Annotated in this window: 14 protein-coding genes; 11 read left to right on the top strand and 3 right to left on the bottom strand. The window is 63.1% G+C overall.

Annotated elements, in window-relative coordinates:
• Positions 1–70: 70 nt before the first annotated feature.
• The 5 genes from NKH21_RS17650 (at position 71) to NKH21_RS17630 (ending at position 5238) form a co-directional block, all read left to right on the top strand.
• Positions 71–910: an alkaline phosphatase family protein gene (locus NKH21_RS17650; protein ID WP_352866483.1), complete on the top strand. Its 840-nt coding sequence runs from the start codon at positions 71–73 to the stop codon at positions 908–910.
• 840 nt (positions 911–1750) lie between these two features.
• Positions 1751–2314 (top strand): sigma-70 family RNA polymerase sigma factor, encoded by a 564-nt coding sequence (locus tag NKH21_RS17645; protein WP_352866481.1) that lies wholly within the window; start codon positions 1751–1753, stop codon positions 2312–2314.
• A complete protein-coding gene (locus tag NKH21_RS17640) occupies positions 2311–2979 on the top strand; it encodes an anti-sigma factor (RefSeq protein WP_352866479.1) in 669 nt (222 codons plus the stop codon). The genes NKH21_RS17645 and NKH21_RS17640 overlap by 4 nt, the downstream gene beginning before the upstream one ends.
• Positions 2969–4420 (top strand): S8 family serine peptidase, encoded by a 1452-nt coding sequence (locus tag NKH21_RS17635; RefSeq protein WP_352866476.1) that lies wholly within the window; start codon positions 2969–2971, stop codon positions 4418–4420. The genes NKH21_RS17640 and NKH21_RS17635 overlap by 11 nt, the downstream gene beginning before the upstream one ends.
• Positions 4421–4716: 296 nt before the next feature.
• Entirely contained in the window at positions 4717–5238 is a 522-nt protein-coding gene (locus NKH21_RS17630; protein ID WP_352866473.1) for a YybH family protein, read from the top strand.
• A 286-nt stretch (positions 5239–5524) separates the two neighbouring features.
• Here NKH21_RS17630 and NKH21_RS17625 read toward each other — a convergent pair whose 3' ends face one another.
• Together NKH21_RS17625 and NKH21_RS17620 are read right to left on the bottom strand one after the other, a co-directional pair.
• Positions 5525–6019, bottom strand: coding sequence for a DUF8737 domain-containing protein (locus NKH21_RS17625; protein ID WP_352866471.1), 495 nt, complete (start codon positions 6017–6019; stop codon positions 5525–5527).
• A gap of 23 nt (positions 6020–6042) precedes the next feature.
• Positions 6043–6861 (bottom strand): class I SAM-dependent methyltransferase, encoded by an 819-nt coding sequence (locus NKH21_RS17620; RefSeq protein WP_352566969.1) that lies wholly within the window; start codon positions 6859–6861, stop codon positions 6043–6045.
• A 95-nt stretch (positions 6862–6956) separates the two neighbouring features.
• Between NKH21_RS17620 and NKH21_RS17615 the strand changes: the two genes are divergently transcribed.
• The gene (locus tag NKH21_RS17615) at positions 6957–7865 is read left to right on the top strand and encodes a LysR family transcriptional regulator (protein WP_352667398.1); all 909 of its coding nucleotides are present in this window, start codon (positions 6957–6959) and stop codon (positions 7863–7865) included.
• Between the two features lie 83 nt (positions 7866–7948).
• Here the strand turns inward: NKH21_RS17615 and NKH21_RS17610 are convergent, their stop codons facing one another.
• Positions 7949–8971 (bottom strand): substrate-binding domain-containing protein, encoded by a 1023-nt coding sequence (locus NKH21_RS17610; RefSeq protein ID WP_352866469.1) that lies wholly within the window; start codon positions 8969–8971, stop codon positions 7949–7951.
• Between the two features lie 362 nt (positions 8972–9333).
• On the opposite strand from NKH21_RS17610, the gene NKH21_RS17605 reads away from it, so the two are divergent.
• The 5 genes from NKH21_RS17605 (at position 9334) to NKH21_RS17585 (ending at position 15891) form a co-directional block, all read left to right on the top strand.
• Entirely contained in the window at positions 9334–10689 is a 1356-nt protein-coding gene (locus NKH21_RS17605; RefSeq protein WP_352452249.1) for an ABC transporter substrate-binding protein, read from the top strand.
• Positions 10690–10914: 225 nt separating this feature from the next.
• Entirely contained in the window at positions 10915–11928 is a 1014-nt protein-coding gene (locus NKH21_RS17600; RefSeq protein ID WP_023680221.1) for a carbohydrate ABC transporter permease, read from the top strand.
• Between the two features lies 1 nt (position 11929).
• Complete coding sequence (locus NKH21_RS17595) at positions 11930–13084, top strand: carbohydrate ABC transporter permease (protein WP_352866464.1); 1155 nt, start codon at positions 11930–11932, stop codon at positions 13082–13084.
• 4 nt (positions 13085–13088) lie between these two features.
• Positions 13089–14753 (top strand): beta-galactosidase BglA, encoded by a 1665-nt coding sequence (bglA, locus tag NKH21_RS17590; protein WP_352667392.1) that lies wholly within the window; start codon positions 13089–13091, stop codon positions 14751–14753.
• 25 nt (positions 14754–14778) lie between these two features.
• Complete coding sequence (locus NKH21_RS17585) at positions 14779–15891, top strand: ABC transporter ATP-binding protein (protein ID WP_352667390.1); 1113 nt, start codon at positions 14779–14781, stop codon at positions 15889–15891.
• The last annotated feature ends 123 nt before the right edge of the window (positions 15892–16014 follow it).

Genomic DNA, 16014 nt, shown 5'->3' with positions numbered 1-16014 from the left:
ATCTTGTCCGGGCGTGGATTGAACGGCAGGCCCGCCCTGACTTTTCCGATTAAGCCGCATGGAGGCGCCCTTGGCGCTCAACACAAAACTATTGCTCATCATCCTCGACGGCGTGCCTTACCGGAACTGGCGACGGCTGATGGGCAATCTCGAAGGCTGGGTGCAATCCGGCGAAGCGCGCGTATGGAAAATGCGCTCCGTCCTGCCGTCGACCTCGGCATCCTGCTATGCCTCGATCCACACCGGCGTGCCGCCCCAAGTGCACGGTGTCCTGTCGAACGAGAACCGGTTTCGCGTCGAACAGCCGGACATCTTTTCCGAAGTCAGCCGAGCCGGCGGCAAGACGGGTGCGGTCACCCATTCCTACTGGTCCGAATTCTTCCGGGCCTATCCGTTCGACCTGGTCGAGGACATGGAGTTCGACCAGCCGGGCAGGCCGATCAGCCACGGCCGGTTCAACACCATGACCGGCTACAATGCCAGGAACCAGATGACGCCGAGCGACGTCGACCTGTTCGCGACGTTGACCATGCTGACCAGGCGCTACGGCATCGACTACGGCATCCTGCACAGCTGCACTCTGGACTCGATGGGCCACCGCTTCGGCCATGACTGCCACGAGATGGATCATGCCGTCTATGCAATGGACGCCATGCTCGCCGGCTTCCTGCCGCGCTGGCGGCAGGCTGGCTACGAGGTGATCGTCACCGCCGATCATGGCCAGACCGATCGCGGCCATCATGGCGGCCACGACGAGGAGATGCAGGATTTCGCACTTTACTACTTCGGATCCGGCGAGGGTCCGGAAGCCAATACGCTGCTCGATCAGCTGCAGCTCGCGCCGACGGTGCTTGCGCGCCTCGGCGTGCCGGTGCCGGCGACGATGAAGGCCGAGCCATTTCTCGACTGATTGCTGCCTAGCCTGCTTGCTTGCGGAGAACATGAAGCCGGCCCGAAATGCGCGACGCCGAATGGAGGCCGGATACAGCAGTCAAAGGTCGAGACAGACCTTGCCAAAATGCTTTTGGGACTCGTAGTGCTTGAGGCACTGGCGATCTCCTGCAGCGGAAAACTGCGGTCGATAGCAGGTTTCAAACGGTTGGCCTCTATGGCACGAATCATGTCGTCCTGGTCTGCCCTGCTGCCAATCGAGATTCCGCTGACCCTAATCTGATTGGAAAACAGGGCCGGGATCGAAACTTGCGCGGCAAAGCCGGTCAAGACACCGATCAGTGCGATGTGGCCGCCCATCCTCCTTCCGACCGCACAAGGCTTCATGCGCCCCACCACTCGCGTGGACGCATGACGGCGTCGAACACCGCCATCGGCGACTGATCCACGAGAATCGCGGCCGTACAGCTGTTGTTGGTCATGACATTTCGTTTCTTCAGGCTGGATTGCCATTTGCGATCGGGACCTTAGTCGCCGGGCAGCGGACCCTTGAGTTACAAAACTGTCGGGAATCCCTGCACCGCGATGTCGTCCAATTGCGCTCCGCCCGAGGCTGAACGACTGCACCTTGCCCGATAGGTATGAGCCACCTCGTGGCCGCCGTCATTGCGAGCCTGACGGCCGCCTTCTGCTTGGCGCCACTGACTGAGACATTATCCCTAAAAAGGGGGAGAACGGTACACTCTGGCAACCTCTCCGCTCTTCGGCTAGCCTCCGCAAAAATCCTCGGGCGGATGCGGTGAACCTTTTTGGGCCGATCAGCGACAGAGCAGGCAGGAGCCAGGCGGCTCGACCGGCGATGACGACCGCGGAGACCGATCGCGCGCTCGTCGAGCGGGTCGCGAAGGGCGACCGTGCCGCCGTGCGGCTCCTGTTCATGCGCCACCACGCGCGGGTCTACCGCTTCGTGGCACGCCAGACGGGATCGGAACTGATGGCCGACGATATCGCGAACGAGGTGTTCCTCGAGCTGTGGCGGCAGGCGCCGGCCTTCGAGGGGCGCTCGGAGGTCTCGACATGGCTGCTCGGCATTGCCCGCTTCAAGGCGCTGTCCCTGCTGCGCAAGAAGAAGGAAGACTGGATCGACGACGATGACGCGGCCCAGGTCGCCGACGGTGCCGACACGCCGGAAGTCGTGACGATGAAGGAAGATAAGGCCGCTGCCTTGCGACGCTTTATCGATGCCATGCCGGAAGAGCACCGTACGGTGATCGACCTTGCCTATTATCACGGGCAATCGGTGAGCGAGATCGGCGAGGTACTCGGCGTCCCGGTCGCCACGGTCAAGACCAGGATGTTCTACGCCCGCAAGAAACTCGGCGAAGCCCTCAAGGCTGCCGGTTACGATAGGGGGTGGCCATGAGCGCCGCTGAAAAAATGTCACGCCGCGACGAAATGGAAATGCTGCTGCCGTTTTATCTGAACGGCTCGCTGGAGGGCACCGAGCTCGAAGCCATCGAGGAATGGCTGGCGAGCGATCCGGCGGCGATGGCCGCACTAGGCGAGGCCGAGGCCGAATTCTCCGGCACCGCTGCCGCAAACGAGGCAATCCGCCCGCCGGCCGATGCGCTCAGCCGCTTTGCCAAGGCGCTCGACGCCGAGGCCAGCCCGTCCCGCGCGCCTGCGGCATCGTCCTGGCTGGCGCAGGCCTGGAGCCGCTTCATGGCGCTGCCCGCTGGCGTCGCCTGGGCGGCGGCCGCGGTGCTGCTGGCCCTGGTCGTCGCGCAATCCTTTGTGCAGACCGGCAACAGAGGTGGCGATTTCGAGATTGCCGGATCGGAGGACGATCTGGCCAAAATGCCGTTTGCACTGGTGAAGTTCAAAGCGGATGCAAAGCTGTCCGACATCGTCGCTTTTCTCGACCAGAACCAGCTGAAGATCGCCGGCGGGCCGACCGCCGACGGCGTCTTCCGCCTCGGCGTTCCGGCCAAGACCGCCGCGGACTACCAGAAGCTGCTTGGCCTTATTGCCGCCCAGCCTTTCACCGAAGCTGCGCTGGAGGGAAGGAAACCGGCTGATGGCGGCTAAGGCGGTCATTCGACTGACTGCGGCGATGACAATCTTCGCCGCGTCCGCAATGGCCCAGACCAACGACCCGAACCTCACCCAGGCTGAGATCGACTGCCTGAACAGGGGAAGTGCTGCCAACACCGACTGCCCCAAGGATGGCGGCGGCGTGAAGGATGGCAGCACAGCGCCGGCTCCTGGAACGACGGGCGCGGTGTTTCTTCCGGGCTTGATTGTCGACCTGTTCCCCAATCCTGCCGTAGTCACCGAGACGCCGATACCTCCTGGCGATACTGCGGCGCCGCCGTCCGCTCCACCCGCCGGTGCGCCGGCAATACAGGCTGCCGTGCCGGGCGGTCCGGTCGTGGCGCCGACCGATCTTGTCGCAACCGTGCCGCCGCGCGCCGTGATCGGCGATTTCGTGCCCGACGAGGTGCTGGTCATCGTCAATGGCGATGCCGGCGCGGTCCAGCAGATTGCCGCCTCGTTCGGCCTCGAAATGCGCTCGCAGCGGCAGTCGCGGCTGCTCGGCAACACGCTGGTGCGCTTCGGCATACCCGATGGCCGCCCGGTCGGTGTCGTTTTGGCGCAGCTTGCCGCCGAGGGCCGCATTTTGCGGCGTGAGGCCAATCACGTCTATGCGCTGCAGCAGGCGGCCAGCATCGTCAATTATGCGTTCGAGCGCATCTCACTCGACGCCAACGCGGCCAGCGGCGAGAATGTCCGCGTCGGCGTCATCGACACCGGCATCGACGACAGCAACCCGGCGCTTTCCGGTGTCATCGCCGGGCAGTTCGATGCCATGCCCGATGTGCCGATCAAGGCGCGCGACCACGGCACTTCGGTCGATGGACTGATTGCCGGCACCGGCGCGTTCAAAGGCATGGCGCCGGGCGCCAGGATCTATCACGCCCGCGCCTTCGAGGGCGACAAGTCGACCATGGACGTGATCCTTTCGGCGCTCGACTGGGCGGCGGAGCAGGATGTCCGCATCATCAATATGAGCTTCGTCGGTCCGAAGAACGACCTGCTCGGCATCGCCTGCCGCAATGCGCGCGCGCTTGGCATCGTGCTGGTCGCCGCCGCCGGCAATAACGGGCCGAAAGCGCCCTATGGCTATCCGGCCGCCTTCGACGGGGTGATCGCGGTGACGGCCACCGATGCCAAGGACGGGCTGATGCCACAGGCCAATCGCGGCGCCTACGTCTTCATCTCCGCTCCCGGCGTCGAGATGGTGGCGCCGAGCGGCGCCGGCTCGGATGTGGTGACCGGGACTTCCTTTGCAGCGGCGATCGTGACCGGCGCGATCGCCAATCTGTTGCATGCCGCGCCCGACCGCTCCGCCGACTGGGTCGAGAAAGCACTCGCCGCCACGGCAAAGGATCTCGGCCCCAAGGGGCGCGACAATGATTTCGGCTTTGGCCTGCTGGACACCAAGGCGGCCGAGGCGGCCAAGGACTAAGTCTCGTGTTTGAAGCTTCTGACTTATCAAAGCTCAATCAGTTGGTTGTCGCAAATGGCCGAGAAGGGTGGAGGCCGTGTAAAACTCGACTCTGGCCGATGCTCTAAGAATATTGTTCCTGACCTTTGTATAAACTGAGAACGTCTATGCCTCCCAAGGGCAGCAGCAGCATTATTCGGGAACAGAATTCTACGCTCAGGATATCGCGACGGGTTTCCACCGGCCTCGGTGGAGAGCGGCGATTTGCCGAGCCGTCTCACAACGCTGTCGCGAAACTTGTCTCACGCCGTGCTATAATGACCTTCACCGCTGCGGGCACACAGAATGTAGACCTGTGGTCGCCAGTCTGGATCAGAAATAAAAACGACAGGGAGGATGACGTGTCCCTCGACGCCAGTGACTTCGATCAAGCAGTTGAAAAATACCACCTGGCCCTGGATGAGTTCATGAAAGGAAACCCCGCGCCAGCGGAGAAGCTCTTCTCCCAACGAGACGATGTAACACTGGGCAATCCGTTTGGCCCTTTCGCGCATGGATGGAAACAGGTGGTTGAGACGATGGAGCAAGCGGCATCGAACTACAGGGACGGCGACGCTACCGGCTTCGAGAACATAGCGAAATGTGTGACGTCCGAGCTGGCATACATCGTCGAAGTGGAGCAGCTCAGGTCCAAGGTTGGCGGTCGGAGCGATGTCACGCCTCTTGCGTTACGCGCGACGAGCGTCTTTCGCCCAGAAGATGGTCTGTGGAAGATTGTGCATCGTCATGCCGATCCGATAACGACGGCTCAGCCGGCCGATTCGGTACTCCACCGATAGCGGTTTTGGTATGGGGAAGCGATCGATCTCGTTTGCTGCTGCAGCGCGGCTATTCTTCAGTCCGTTCTGCTAAGGGTTGGCGCGCGTCATCGGGCTCGCAGGGGCGGACGGCCGCTCTGGGTCGAACTCGGTCGCCCGGAGTGATCGGCGATGCGTGCGCCGGCCAGGTGGATCGACGAGCGCGTCGTCGACAATGGCACCGAAAAATTTTCCGGCTTCAGGACTATGATTTCGGCTTTGGCCTGCTGGACGCCAAGGCGGCCGAGGCGGCCAAGAAATTGCCCGCTCAAGTCGTGTTTTGCCGAGGACGCGCCAGAAAATAGAACGCGGCGATATGTGTGATCATCAGCAGCGGTACGTAGATGATCGGGATCGCGTAGGTTGCGCCCAGTTCCCCCGCGCGTGCAGGAAGGCCGATCTGAATGGCGTGATAATAGTCGACGATGAGGTCCACCATCCCTACGACGTTGAAGGCGACGACCAACGGCCAGAACAACCAGCGTATCCTCACCGTGAGCAGCGCCAGCATGGCCAGCACCCCAGTCGCGAAATCGCCGTAGGCGGCGAACACGGCGAAATCAGCGGGCAGATTGGGGCTTACGACGCCCGGAACCATGAAGACGAGCCCGAAGAAGCGGAAGCTGTGCAGCGTAGCGATAGCGCGCTGCGCCGCGACCCGGTCCATCGACCGGAGCCACGGCAAACCGTACGCGCCGAAGCAAAGCAGCCACGCGACATAACCCAGAACGAGATGGGTTTGAAACAGCACTTCCGTGGACATCTGACGTCCTCCCAACAGTTGGTTCACACGGCCTCGAACACCGCGGTCAGGACGCCGAGCCGGCCTTGCATGAGATTTCGTCCCAGGTTGGTCGAAAGCTGAGCGAAGTCCGGTCCCATCACCACGCCGAGATTTGGTGAAGGCGGCGGCCCGGATGCGCGCAGTTGCGCGAACCAGGCCTTGGCGGTCTCGGTGTCGTCTTGCCAGGCCAGCACGCGGAAGCCGGCCGGTTCGATCGCCTCGCCCGTCGCTTCGGCTGTGAGGAGGAAGCTCGTCGCCGGCGTTCGCGCCCAAGGCAGCGGATAGTGCGGCTCGCCAATGGCCGAGACGACGTCGAAGGTGGCAAACCTGCCGCCTGGTTTCAGCACGCGTCGGATCTCGCCGTAGAGCCGCGCCCGGTCGGAGATGTTCATCGCCACATGCTGCAGCAGCACGACGTCGAAACGGCTATCATCGAATGGAAGCTCCAATGCGCTGGCGGTCTGAAACGACAGCTGCCCGCTTTGTCCCGTGCGCTCGGTCAGATAGCGCGCAGCATCCACGAAAGGCTCGCTGAGGTCCACGCCGGTAACCCGGCAGCCATAGGTCGCAGCCAGAAAGCGCGCCGGCCCGCCGACGCCCGAGCCGACGTCCAGAACCGACGTGCCGGCCGCGATCCCCGCCAATTGGGCAATCTCGGCGGTCGAGGCAAGCCCACGGGTGTGAAACTGGTCGAGGGTGCCCAATTGCTGGGGCGTAAGAAGCTGATCCTCCGGGCCGAGGGCCGCCAGTACCGTCTTCAGTCGCTCGGTCAGGCCGGTCGCGCGATAATGGTCGCGCACGCCATCAAGTTCATCGGTCATTGCAATATATCTCCTGGGCAAGATGTCTCCTGGCTTGCAGCTCTTACCTAAGCCCGCTTCCATAATCCGACTATCCGCTGTAATCAGAACAACCTATGAAGCAGGACTACACAATCCGGCGTGGTGCACTGGAGGGGGTCGAGGTGTTCCTGGCTGTCGCCAGGCACCGCAATTTCCGCCGTGCCGCCGCCGATCTCGGCGTGACGCCGTCCGCCGTGAGCCAGGCGGTGCGCACGCTGGAAGCCCGCATGGGTGCGGCGCTGTTCGCCCGCACGACGCGGAGCGTCGGTCTGACCGAGGCCGGCCAGCGCTTCCTCGACCGCGCCGGCCCTGCCTTCGAGGAGATCGCCGCGGCCGGCGAGGCTGCGCGCGACGTCGGCCAACGGCCGACCGGGCTGCTGCGCCTGTCCGTGCCCCGCGCCGTCGTGCCATTGATCCTGGAGCCGATGATCGCGTCGTTCTGCCGAGCTTATCCCGAGATCGAACTGGAGATCGCCGCGAGCGACGAGATGGTCGATCTCGCGACCGGTGGGTTCGACGCCGGCATCCGCCTCGGCCAGCTCATCGCCGCCGACATGGTCGCGGTGCGGCTGACCCCGCCGTTCACGTTCGTGGTCGTCGGCAGCCCTGACTATCTCGAGCGCCACGGCTACCCCGAACGTGTCGACGACTTGCGCCACCACGCCTGCCTGCGCTTGCGCCGCTCGAACGGCGCCATCGCGCCCTGGACCTTCGCCGACGGCAACGGTGCTATCGAGGCGATCGTCTCAGGCCCACTGATCGCGCACGACTATCCAACGTTGCTCGGGGCTGCGACAAAGGGCGTTGGGCTGGCGCAGACGCCTCGACCCGTCGCCGAAGGTCCGATAGCCGAAGGAAAACTCAGATCGGTGCTGGACGACATCGCTGCGACGACGCCGGGCGTCTTTCTCTACCATCTTGGCAAGCGCCAAGTCCTGCCGAAGCTGCGCGTCTTTATCGATCACCTCAAGTCCGCGGCCTGAGACATGACGCATGGCGATTGCCTGTGCTGGCCAACAGCCACCCAACGGCGACTTTGGTCGTTCAGAGTGATTGAGTTATGCCCTTAGGCCGGCGCGCCGGCGACCGATCCCCTGACCACCAGGTCGACCGGCCAGACCTCGCCGCGAGCGCCCTCCTCCAGGCCGGAAATCCGTGCGGCCAAGCGCTCGGCGATGCGCGCGCCTGCCAGGCGGATCGACGAACGTGTCGTCGACAGCGGCACCGAAAAATTCTCCGGCTTCAGCCACGGAAAGACGTCGTCATGGGCGATCAGCGACAGGTCGCCCGGAATGGTCAGGCCGAGATCGCGCACCGCGCGCACCACGCCGAGCGCCATGATCAGGCTGGAGCAGGCGATCGCCGTTGGCGCGTCGCTTTGTTCCAGCAGACGCCTGGCGGCGCGGTAGCCGTTCTCCTCGGTCATGGTGAGGGAACAGACATGCTGATCGCGAAGCAGCAGGCCGCTTGCCGCAAGCGCGCGGCGCACGCCGCGCTCGCGATGGATGGCGAAGGTCTCGCGATCGTCGCCATTGATCAGTGCCAGACGCCTGTGCCCGAGTTGAACGAGAAGCCGCGCCGCTTCGTGGAAGGCGCCCTCATTGTCGATGTCGGTGAAGGGGTAGTCGAAATCGAAGCCTTCGCTGCGGCCGTGGACGATGAAGGGAATGCCGAGCGTATTGACGAGTGCCACCCGCCGGTCGGCCGGCCTCGGCGAGGAGATATAGACCGCGTCGACCTGCCGGTTGGCGACAATGCGGCGGTAGGTCGTCTCCTGGTCGTCGGCATCGGCCGGTGACAGCACTAGGTCGAGCTCGTGCGAACGCGCATAGTCGCCGAGGCCGGACAGGAACTCGACGAAATGCGGGTCGATATCGACGGTCGTCCCCGTCGGCAGCACATAGCCGATCATACCGGTCTTGCCGGTCGCCAGCCGGCGCGCGCTCGGATTGGGGCGGTAGCCGTGACGCTTGGCGGCATCGATCACCCGCCGGCGCGTTTCCTCGTTGACTTCCGGGTAGCCGTTCAATGCACGGCTCACCGTGGTCTGCGAAAGCGCCAGCATGTGGGAGAGCTGCTTGAGGTTCACCGGAGGCCTCCAAACCTCAAAGCGCTTTTAATCTGAATCGACCTGACCGCTACGAACCGCGTTGCCGGGCGCAATGACCTTACGCACGGTTCGGGCCGGTTTGAAGCCGAATTTGCTGCTGCACCGCCAGAAAACTGTGCTGCAGCGCACTTTCGCCGGCATCAGGCCGCAGAAATTAAATCGATTAAACCGGCTCCCTCTTGACTCCGGATTAATTCAGTGGCGTGATCAAAATCACCAAAGCGCTTTGGAAGACTCCACGAAAGGTTGCAGTTCCTTTCCGACTGAGTCACAGTCCTGCAGCGCCGGCGGACGGAATGGAGGTTTCGTTCGGTGTTTGTCACCACTGGGAGGGAATACCGATGAAGAAAATGCTTCTGCTGGGCGCTGCGTTTGCCACGCTCGCCCTGGCCATGCCCGCGCAAGCCGAACTGAAGTTCAAGCCGGGCGAAGATCCCCGTTTCAACTGGGCCAACTACGAAGAGCTCAAGAAGGTCGACCTCAAGGGCGAGACGCTGACGATCTTCGGACCGTGGCGCGGCGAGGACGAAGGGCTGATCCGCACCGTCCTCGATTACTTCTCCGAAGCCACCGGCGCCGAGATCAAGTACTCCTCGTCGGAGAATTACGAGCAGCAGATCGTCATCGACACGCAGGCCGGCAGCCCGCCCAACATCGCCGTGCTGCCGCAGCCGGGCCTGATCCAGGATCTGGCATCGAAGGGCCTTTTGACGCCGCTCGGCGACGACACCGCCAACTGGGTCAAGGACAATTACGGCGCCGGCCAATCCTGGGTCGACCTCGGCACCTTCAAGGACAAGGACGGCAAGCCCGGCTTCTTCGCCTTCCCCTACAAGGCCGACGTGAAATCGCTGGTCTGGTACTCGCCGGATAATTTCGAGGAAGCCGGCTACAAGGTGCCGAAGACGCAGGAAGAGCTTGCCGAGCTCGAAAAGAAGATCATCGCCGACGGCGGCACGCCATGGTGCATCGGGCTCGGTTCGGGCGGCGCCACCGGCTGGCCGGCGACCGACTGGGTCGAAGACATCATGCTGCGCACCCAGACGCCAGAGACCTACGACAAATGGGTGAAGAACGAAATTCCGTTCAACGATCCGGCCGTGGTCAACGCCATCGACATTTTCGGCAAGATCGCGACCGACGACAAAATGGTCGAGGGCGGCGCCAAGGCGGTTGCGGCGACGGATTTCCGCGACAGCCCGAAGGGCCTCTTCTCGGTGCCGCCGAAATGCTATCTGCACCACCAGGCATCCTTCATCCCGACTTTCTTCCCGCAAGGCACCAAGATCGGCGAGGATGCCGACTTCTTCTATTACCCGCCCTACGCCTCCAAGCCCGAGCTGGGCACTCCGGTGCTCGGCGCCGGCACGCTGGCCATGATCACCAAGGATAGCAAGAGTGCCCGCGCGTTCATCGAATTCCTGAAGCTGCCGCTCGCTCATGAGATCTGGATGGCACAGGGCGGCTTCGTGACGCCGTTCAAGTCGGTCAACAAGGACGCCTATGCCAGCGACGCGCTGAAGAAGCAGGGCGAGATCCTGGCCAACGCCTCGACCTTCCGCTTCGACGGGTCCGACCTGATGCCGGGCAAGATCGGCGCCGGTGCGTTCTGGACCGGCATGATCGACCTGGTCGGCGGCAAGTCCGCCCAGGACGTCGCCACCGACATCCAGAAAAGCTGGGACGCGATCAAGTAAGCGGCAGGCTTGAGTTCCCATGTTGCGGTCCGGGCCTCAAAACGGCCCGGACCTTATCCGGTGCTTGGCGTCGCGTCGATTGTCGTGAGCACAACGCATTCCGGCATGACGCGCGCCCAGTGACCTGCTTTTCGGCTGGTCGCGCTCCAGACAACTGAATCGGCGCATGATCCCGTCGCCAAAGCCATTCTCGACTGGCGGATCCGTGCGCAGGGGGAGGGACCCATGGCGGCTCAGATTTTTTCGGCGATATTCGTCATCATCATCGGCGTGGGCGGCTGCGTCGCCTATTTCTGGGGCGCCAACAAGGCACTCGACACGATCTTTCCGGCACGCGGCGTTTCCGGCAAGGCGGCGATTAACAATCTGCGCCGGCAGGGGGTGATCAGGCCCTGGCTGTTCGTCGGCCCGGCGATGATCATCCTCACTATCTACCTGATCTACCCGGTGGTGGAGACACTGAGGCTGTCGTTCCTCGATCGCGGCGGCGCCCATTTCGTCGGCTTGGCCAACTATCAATGGGCGTTCGGCGACCGCGAGTTCCGCAACTCGATCCTCAACAACATCATCTGGCTGGCGGTGGTGCCGGCCGCCTGCACCTTCCTCGGGCTGATCATCGCCGTGCTCACCGACAAGATCTGGTGGGGCACCATCGCCAAGAGCCTGATCTTCCTGCCGCTGGCGATCTCCTTCGTCGGCGCCAGCGTCATCTGGAAATTCATCTACGAGTATCGCGGCGACGGGCAGACGCAGATCGGCCTGCTCAACGCCATCATCCAGTATTTCGGCGGCCAGCCGCAGGTCTGGATATCGCTGCCGTTCTGGAACAATTTCTTCCTGATGGTCATCCTGATCTGGATCCAGACCGGCTTTGCCATGGTCATCCTGTCGTCGGCCTTGCGCGGCATTCCAGAAGAGACGCTGGAAGCCGCCGTCATCGACGGCGCCAACCCTTTCCAGATCTTCTGGAAGATCATGGTGCCGCAGATCTGGGGCACCATCGCCGTCGTCTGGACCACCATCACCATCCTGGTGCTGAAGGTTTTCGACATCGTGCTGACCATGACCAACGGCCAGTGGAACAGCCAGGTGCTCGCCAATCTGATGTTCGATTGGATGTTCCGCGGCGGCGGCGATTTCGGCCGCGGCGCCACCATCGCCATCATCATCATGATCGCGGTCATTCCGATCATGGTCTGGAACATCCGCCAGGCGAACAAAGAGACGGAAGGGCATTGAGATGACTGTCTCGACCGGAAAGTCCTTTGTCAGCCGTTTCGGCGTTCATATCGCCGTCTTCATCTTCGTTGCGATCTGGACGATCCCGACGCTCGGCATTCTGGTCTCGTCGCTGCGCGACAAGGACCAGATCATCGCTTCGGGCTGGTGGAACTCGTTCACCAGTTCCAGCCAGACGGAAGCCGGACGGCTGCCACCCGCCTCGGCGCAGGTCGAGAAGGACGGCAAGTTCGTCCTGCAAGGCAATATCTTCGGCGACGGCCCGACCCGCAACATCAGCGCCTTCGGCGTCAAGTCGGCAGCGCCGACGCAATATCCCGCCGGCACGACAGCCGATCTCGGCGACGGCGTGACCTTGCAGCTCAATGCCGACGGCAGTTTCGTCATGACCTCGCCGAAGGCTTTCGAAAGCGAACGCGGCCAGCGCGTCTATTACGCCTCGTCGGCGCCGCCGAAATTCACCACCGACAATTACGACACGGTGCTGTTTTCGGAAGGCATCGGCCGCTCCTTCATGAACTCGCTGACCGTCACCATTCCGTCGACCGTCATTCCAATCCTGATCGCCGCGTTCGCCGCCTACGCGCTGGCCTGGATGCGCTTTCCAGGCCGAGCGCTGCTCATCGCCGTCATCATCGGCCTCCTGGTCGTGCCGCTGCAGATGTCGCTGATCCCGCTGTTGAAGCTCTATAACGGCGTCGGCAGCTTCTTCGGCGTGCCATCGAAGACCTACCTCGGCATCTGGCTGGCGCATACCGGCTTCGGCCTGCCTTTCGCCATCTATCTCCTGAGGAGCTACATTGCCGGCCTGCCACGCGAGATCATGGAATCGGCGCGCATCGACGGCGCCAGCGATTTCGAGATCTTCGTCAAGATCGTGCTGCCATTGTCGTTCCCGGTGCTGGCCTCGTTCGCCATCTTCCAGTTTCTCTGGGTGTGGAACGATCTGCTGGTGGCGATGGTTTTCCTCGGTACCGAGGGCGACCAGATCGTGCTGACCGCCAAGCTCAATGCGTTGCTCGGCTCGCGCGGCGGCGACTGGGAGATCCTGACGACATCGGCCTTCGTCACCATCATCGTGCCGCTGATCGTGTTCTTCTCGCTGCAGCGCTATTTCGTCCGCGGGCTGCTTGCCGGCTCGGTGAAAGGAGGTTGAGATCATGCAATCCGCTTTGAAGGCCACCCCGAAGCCCGATCTCGCCATCGATCGCGACTGGTGGCGAGGTGCGGTGATCTACCAGATCTACCCGCGCAGCTATCAGGATTCGAACGGCGACGGCATCGGCGACCTCAGGGGCATTATCGGCCGGCTGGCCTACATCGCCGCGCTCGGTGTCGACGCCATCTGGATCTCGCCATTCTTCAAATCGCCGATGAAGGATTTTGGCTACGACGTGTCGGATTATTGCGATGTCGATCCGATGTTCGGCACGCTGGCCGACTTCGACGCGCTGGCCGCAGAGGCGCATCGGCTTGGGCTCAAGGTGATGATCGACGAGGTGCTGTCGCACACCGCCGACATCCATCCGTGGTTCAAGGAGAGCCGGTCGAGCCGCAGCAATCCAAAAGCCGACTGGTATGTCTGGGCGGATGCCAAGCCGGACGGCACGCCGCCCAACAACTGGCTGTCGATCTTCGGCGGCTCGGCCTGGCAGTGGGACACCAGCCGCCAGCAATACTATCTGCATAATTTCCTGGCCGAACAGCCCGACCTCAACTTCCACAGCCGCGCCGTCCAGGACGCGCTGCTCGACGTCACCCGCTTCTGGCTGGAGCGCGGCGTCGATGGCTTCCGCCTCGATACCATCAATTTCTATTTCCACAGCCAAGGCCTGGAAGACAATCCGCCGCTGCCGCCCGAGCAGCGCAACGACCAGACGGCGCCGGCGGTGAACCCCTACAACTACCAGGACCATCTCTACGACAAGAGCCGGCCTGAAAACCTCGGCTTCCTCGAACGCTTCCGCGCCTTGCTCGACGAATATCCGGCGACGGCCGCGGTTGGCGAGGTCGGCGATTCGCAGCGTGGGCTGGAAGTGGTGGCGGCCTATACGGCCGGCGGCAAGCGCGTGCATATGTGCTACTCCTTCGACTTCCTGGCGCCGGAGAAGATCAGCGCGGCAAAGGTGCGTTCGGTGCTGGAAACCTTCGGCAAGGTCGCCAGCGACGGCTGGTCGTGCTGGGCCTTCTCCAACCATGACGTGATGCGCCCTGCCTCGCGCTGGGCAGCCGGCGAGCCCGACCCGACCGCCTATCTCAAGGTCATCTCGGCGCTGCTGATGTCGTTGCGCGGCTCGGTCTGCATCTATCAGGGCGAGGAGCTCGGGCTCAGCGAGGCCGAACTCAGCTTCGAGGATCTGCAGGACCCATACGGCATCCGCTTCTGGCCGGAATTCAAGGGCCGCGACGGCTGCCGCACGCCGATGGTTTGGGACGGTGCTGCCCGCAATGGCGGCTTCTCGACGGCAAAGCCCTGGCTGCCGGTGCCCAGCAAGCACCTTGCGCAAGCCGTCAATGTGCAGCAAGGCGACGACGGCTCGCTGCTCGAGCACTACCGGCGCTTCCTGGCTTTCCGCCGCGCTCATCCGGCACTGGCCAAGGGTGATATCGAGTTCATCGAAAGCGAGGGCGACACCGTCGCCTTCACGCGCCGCGAAGGCAACGAGCAGATCGTCTGCGCCTTCAATCTCGGAGCAAAGCCGGCCGAGGTCGATCTTGGCGGCCGCTCACTGCAGCCCTTGCCGGGACACGGGTTTTCGGGACAGACTGGCGCCGGCACTATCCGCCTCGGCGGCTACGGCGCCTGGTTCGGGCGTATCGACTGAATTCAAGGAAGAACTGGAGGGTACCATGGCCGATGTCACGCTAAGGCAAGTGAGGAAATCATATGGCAATCTCAACATTCTGCACGGCGTCGACCTCGACATAAAGTCGGGCGAATTCATCGTCTTCGTCGGCCCCTCTGGTTGCGGCAAGTCGACCTTGCTGCGCTGCATCGCCGGGCTGGAGGAGATCACCTCGGGCGAGCTCAAGATCGACGGCGAGATCGTCAACGACGTGCCGCCGTCGAAGCGCGGCATCGCCATGGTGTTCCAGTCCTATGCGCTCTATCCGCACATGACCGTCTACGACAACATGGCCTTCTCGATGAAGATCGGTAAGGAAAGCAAGGCCGAGATCGACAAGCGGGTGCGCCAGGCGGCCGAGATCCTGCAGCTGACCAAATATCTCGACCGTCTGCCCAAGGCGATGTCGGGCGGCCAGCGCCAGCGCGTCGCCATCGGCCGCGCCATCGTGCGCAATCCCAAGGTCTTCCTGTTCGACGAGCCGCTATCCAACCTCGACGCGGCGCTGCGTGTCGCCACCCGCATCGAGATCGCCAAGCTCAAGGAATCGATGCCGGCCACAACGATGATCTACGTCACCCACGACCAGGTCGAGGCGATGACGCTGGCTGACCGCATCGTGGTGCTGAAGGAAGGCCATATCGAACAGGTCGGCACGCCGATGGAGCTCTACAAGCGGCCCGGCAATCTGTTCGTCGCCCAGTTCATCGGCTCGCCGGCGATGAACATCCTGCCGGCGACGATCGACAGGACCGGCAACCCGACCGTCGTCAGCCATGTCGGCGGCCGCAAGGCGACGGTGCCGATCGCAACGCCTGCCTCGGCGAAAGGCGCTGCGGTGAGCTTCGGGGTGCGGCCGGAGGATCTGATGATTGCCACCGGCGCCGACTATTTGTTCGAAGGCACGGTCGATTATGTCGAGCAACTCGGCGAGGTCCAACTCGTCTATGTCGACATCGGCCGCGCCGACCTGCCGCTGGTGACCAAGCTGCCGGGCAATGTCGAGGTCAAGCGCGGGGCGACGCTGCGGCTGACGGCGGACGCCGGCGACCTGCATATTTTCGACGCGGACGGGCGCTCTTTCGCGCTCCATGAAGCAGAAGCAAAGGCGGCCTGAGGCGGGCGTCTTTGGTATGCAAAAAACAAGAGCGGCGGGCCTGGCCCGCCGCGCTTGTCTGGAAATCCAGTTAGGCTGTTAGTTATTGCAGGAGAGGTTGCGGTTGGGGGCCCCCGGGCCGCG

The sequence above is a fragment of the Mesorhizobium sp. M1329 genome (genome assembly GCF_040318035.1).
GTDB lineage: Bacteria > Pseudomonadota > Alphaproteobacteria > Rhizobiales > Rhizobiaceae > Mesorhizobium.
The sequence above is the reverse complement of the archived record's forward strand: the minus strand, read 5'-3'. Positions and strand labels throughout refer to the sequence as shown.

Excerpts from the sequence above, each read along its gene's own strand:
- NKH21_RS17630 (WP_352866473.1), top strand. The coding sequence starts at position 4,717 with ATGACCTTCACCGCTGCGGGCACACAGAATGTAGACCTGTGGTCGCCA.
- NKH21_RS17595 (WP_352866464.1), top strand. The coding sequence starts at position 11,930 with ATGACTGTCTCGACCGGAAAGTCCTTTGTCAGCCGTTTCGGCGTTCAT.
- NKH21_RS17635 (WP_352866476.1), top strand. The coding sequence starts at position 2,969 with ATGGCGGCTAAGGCGGTCATTCGACTGACTGCGGCGATGACAATCTTC.
- NKH21_RS17625 (WP_352866471.1), bottom strand. The coding sequence starts at position 6,019 with ATGTCCACGGAAGTGCTGTTTCAAACCCATCTCGTTCTGGGTTATGTC.
- bglA (WP_352667392.1), top strand. The coding sequence starts at position 13,089 with ATGCAATCCGCTTTGAAGGCCACCCCGAAGCCCGATCTCGCCATCGAT.
- NKH21_RS17640 (WP_352866479.1), top strand. The coding sequence starts at position 2,311 with ATGAGCGCCGCTGAAAAAATGTCACGCCGCGACGAAATGGAAATGCTG.
- NKH21_RS17605 (WP_352452249.1), top strand. The coding sequence starts at position 9,334 with ATGAAGAAAATGCTTCTGCTGGGCGCTGCGTTTGCCACGCTCGCCCTG.
- NKH21_RS17615 (WP_352667398.1), top strand. The coding sequence starts at position 6,957 with ATGAAGCAGGACTACACAATCCGGCGTGGTGCACTGGAGGGGGTCGAG.
- NKH21_RS17620 (WP_352566969.1), bottom strand. The coding sequence starts at position 6,861 with ATGACCGATGAACTTGATGGCGTGCGCGACCATTATCGCGCGACCGGC.
- NKH21_RS17585 (WP_352667390.1), top strand. The coding sequence starts at position 14,779 with ATGGCCGATGTCACGCTAAGGCAAGTGAGGAAATCATATGGCAATCTC.
- NKH21_RS17600 (WP_023680221.1), top strand. The coding sequence starts at position 10,915 with ATGGCGGCTCAGATTTTTTCGGCGATATTCGTCATCATCATCGGCGTG.
- NKH21_RS17645 (WP_352866481.1), top strand. The coding sequence starts at position 1,751 with ATGACGACCGCGGAGACCGATCGCGCGCTCGTCGAGCGGGTCGCGAAG.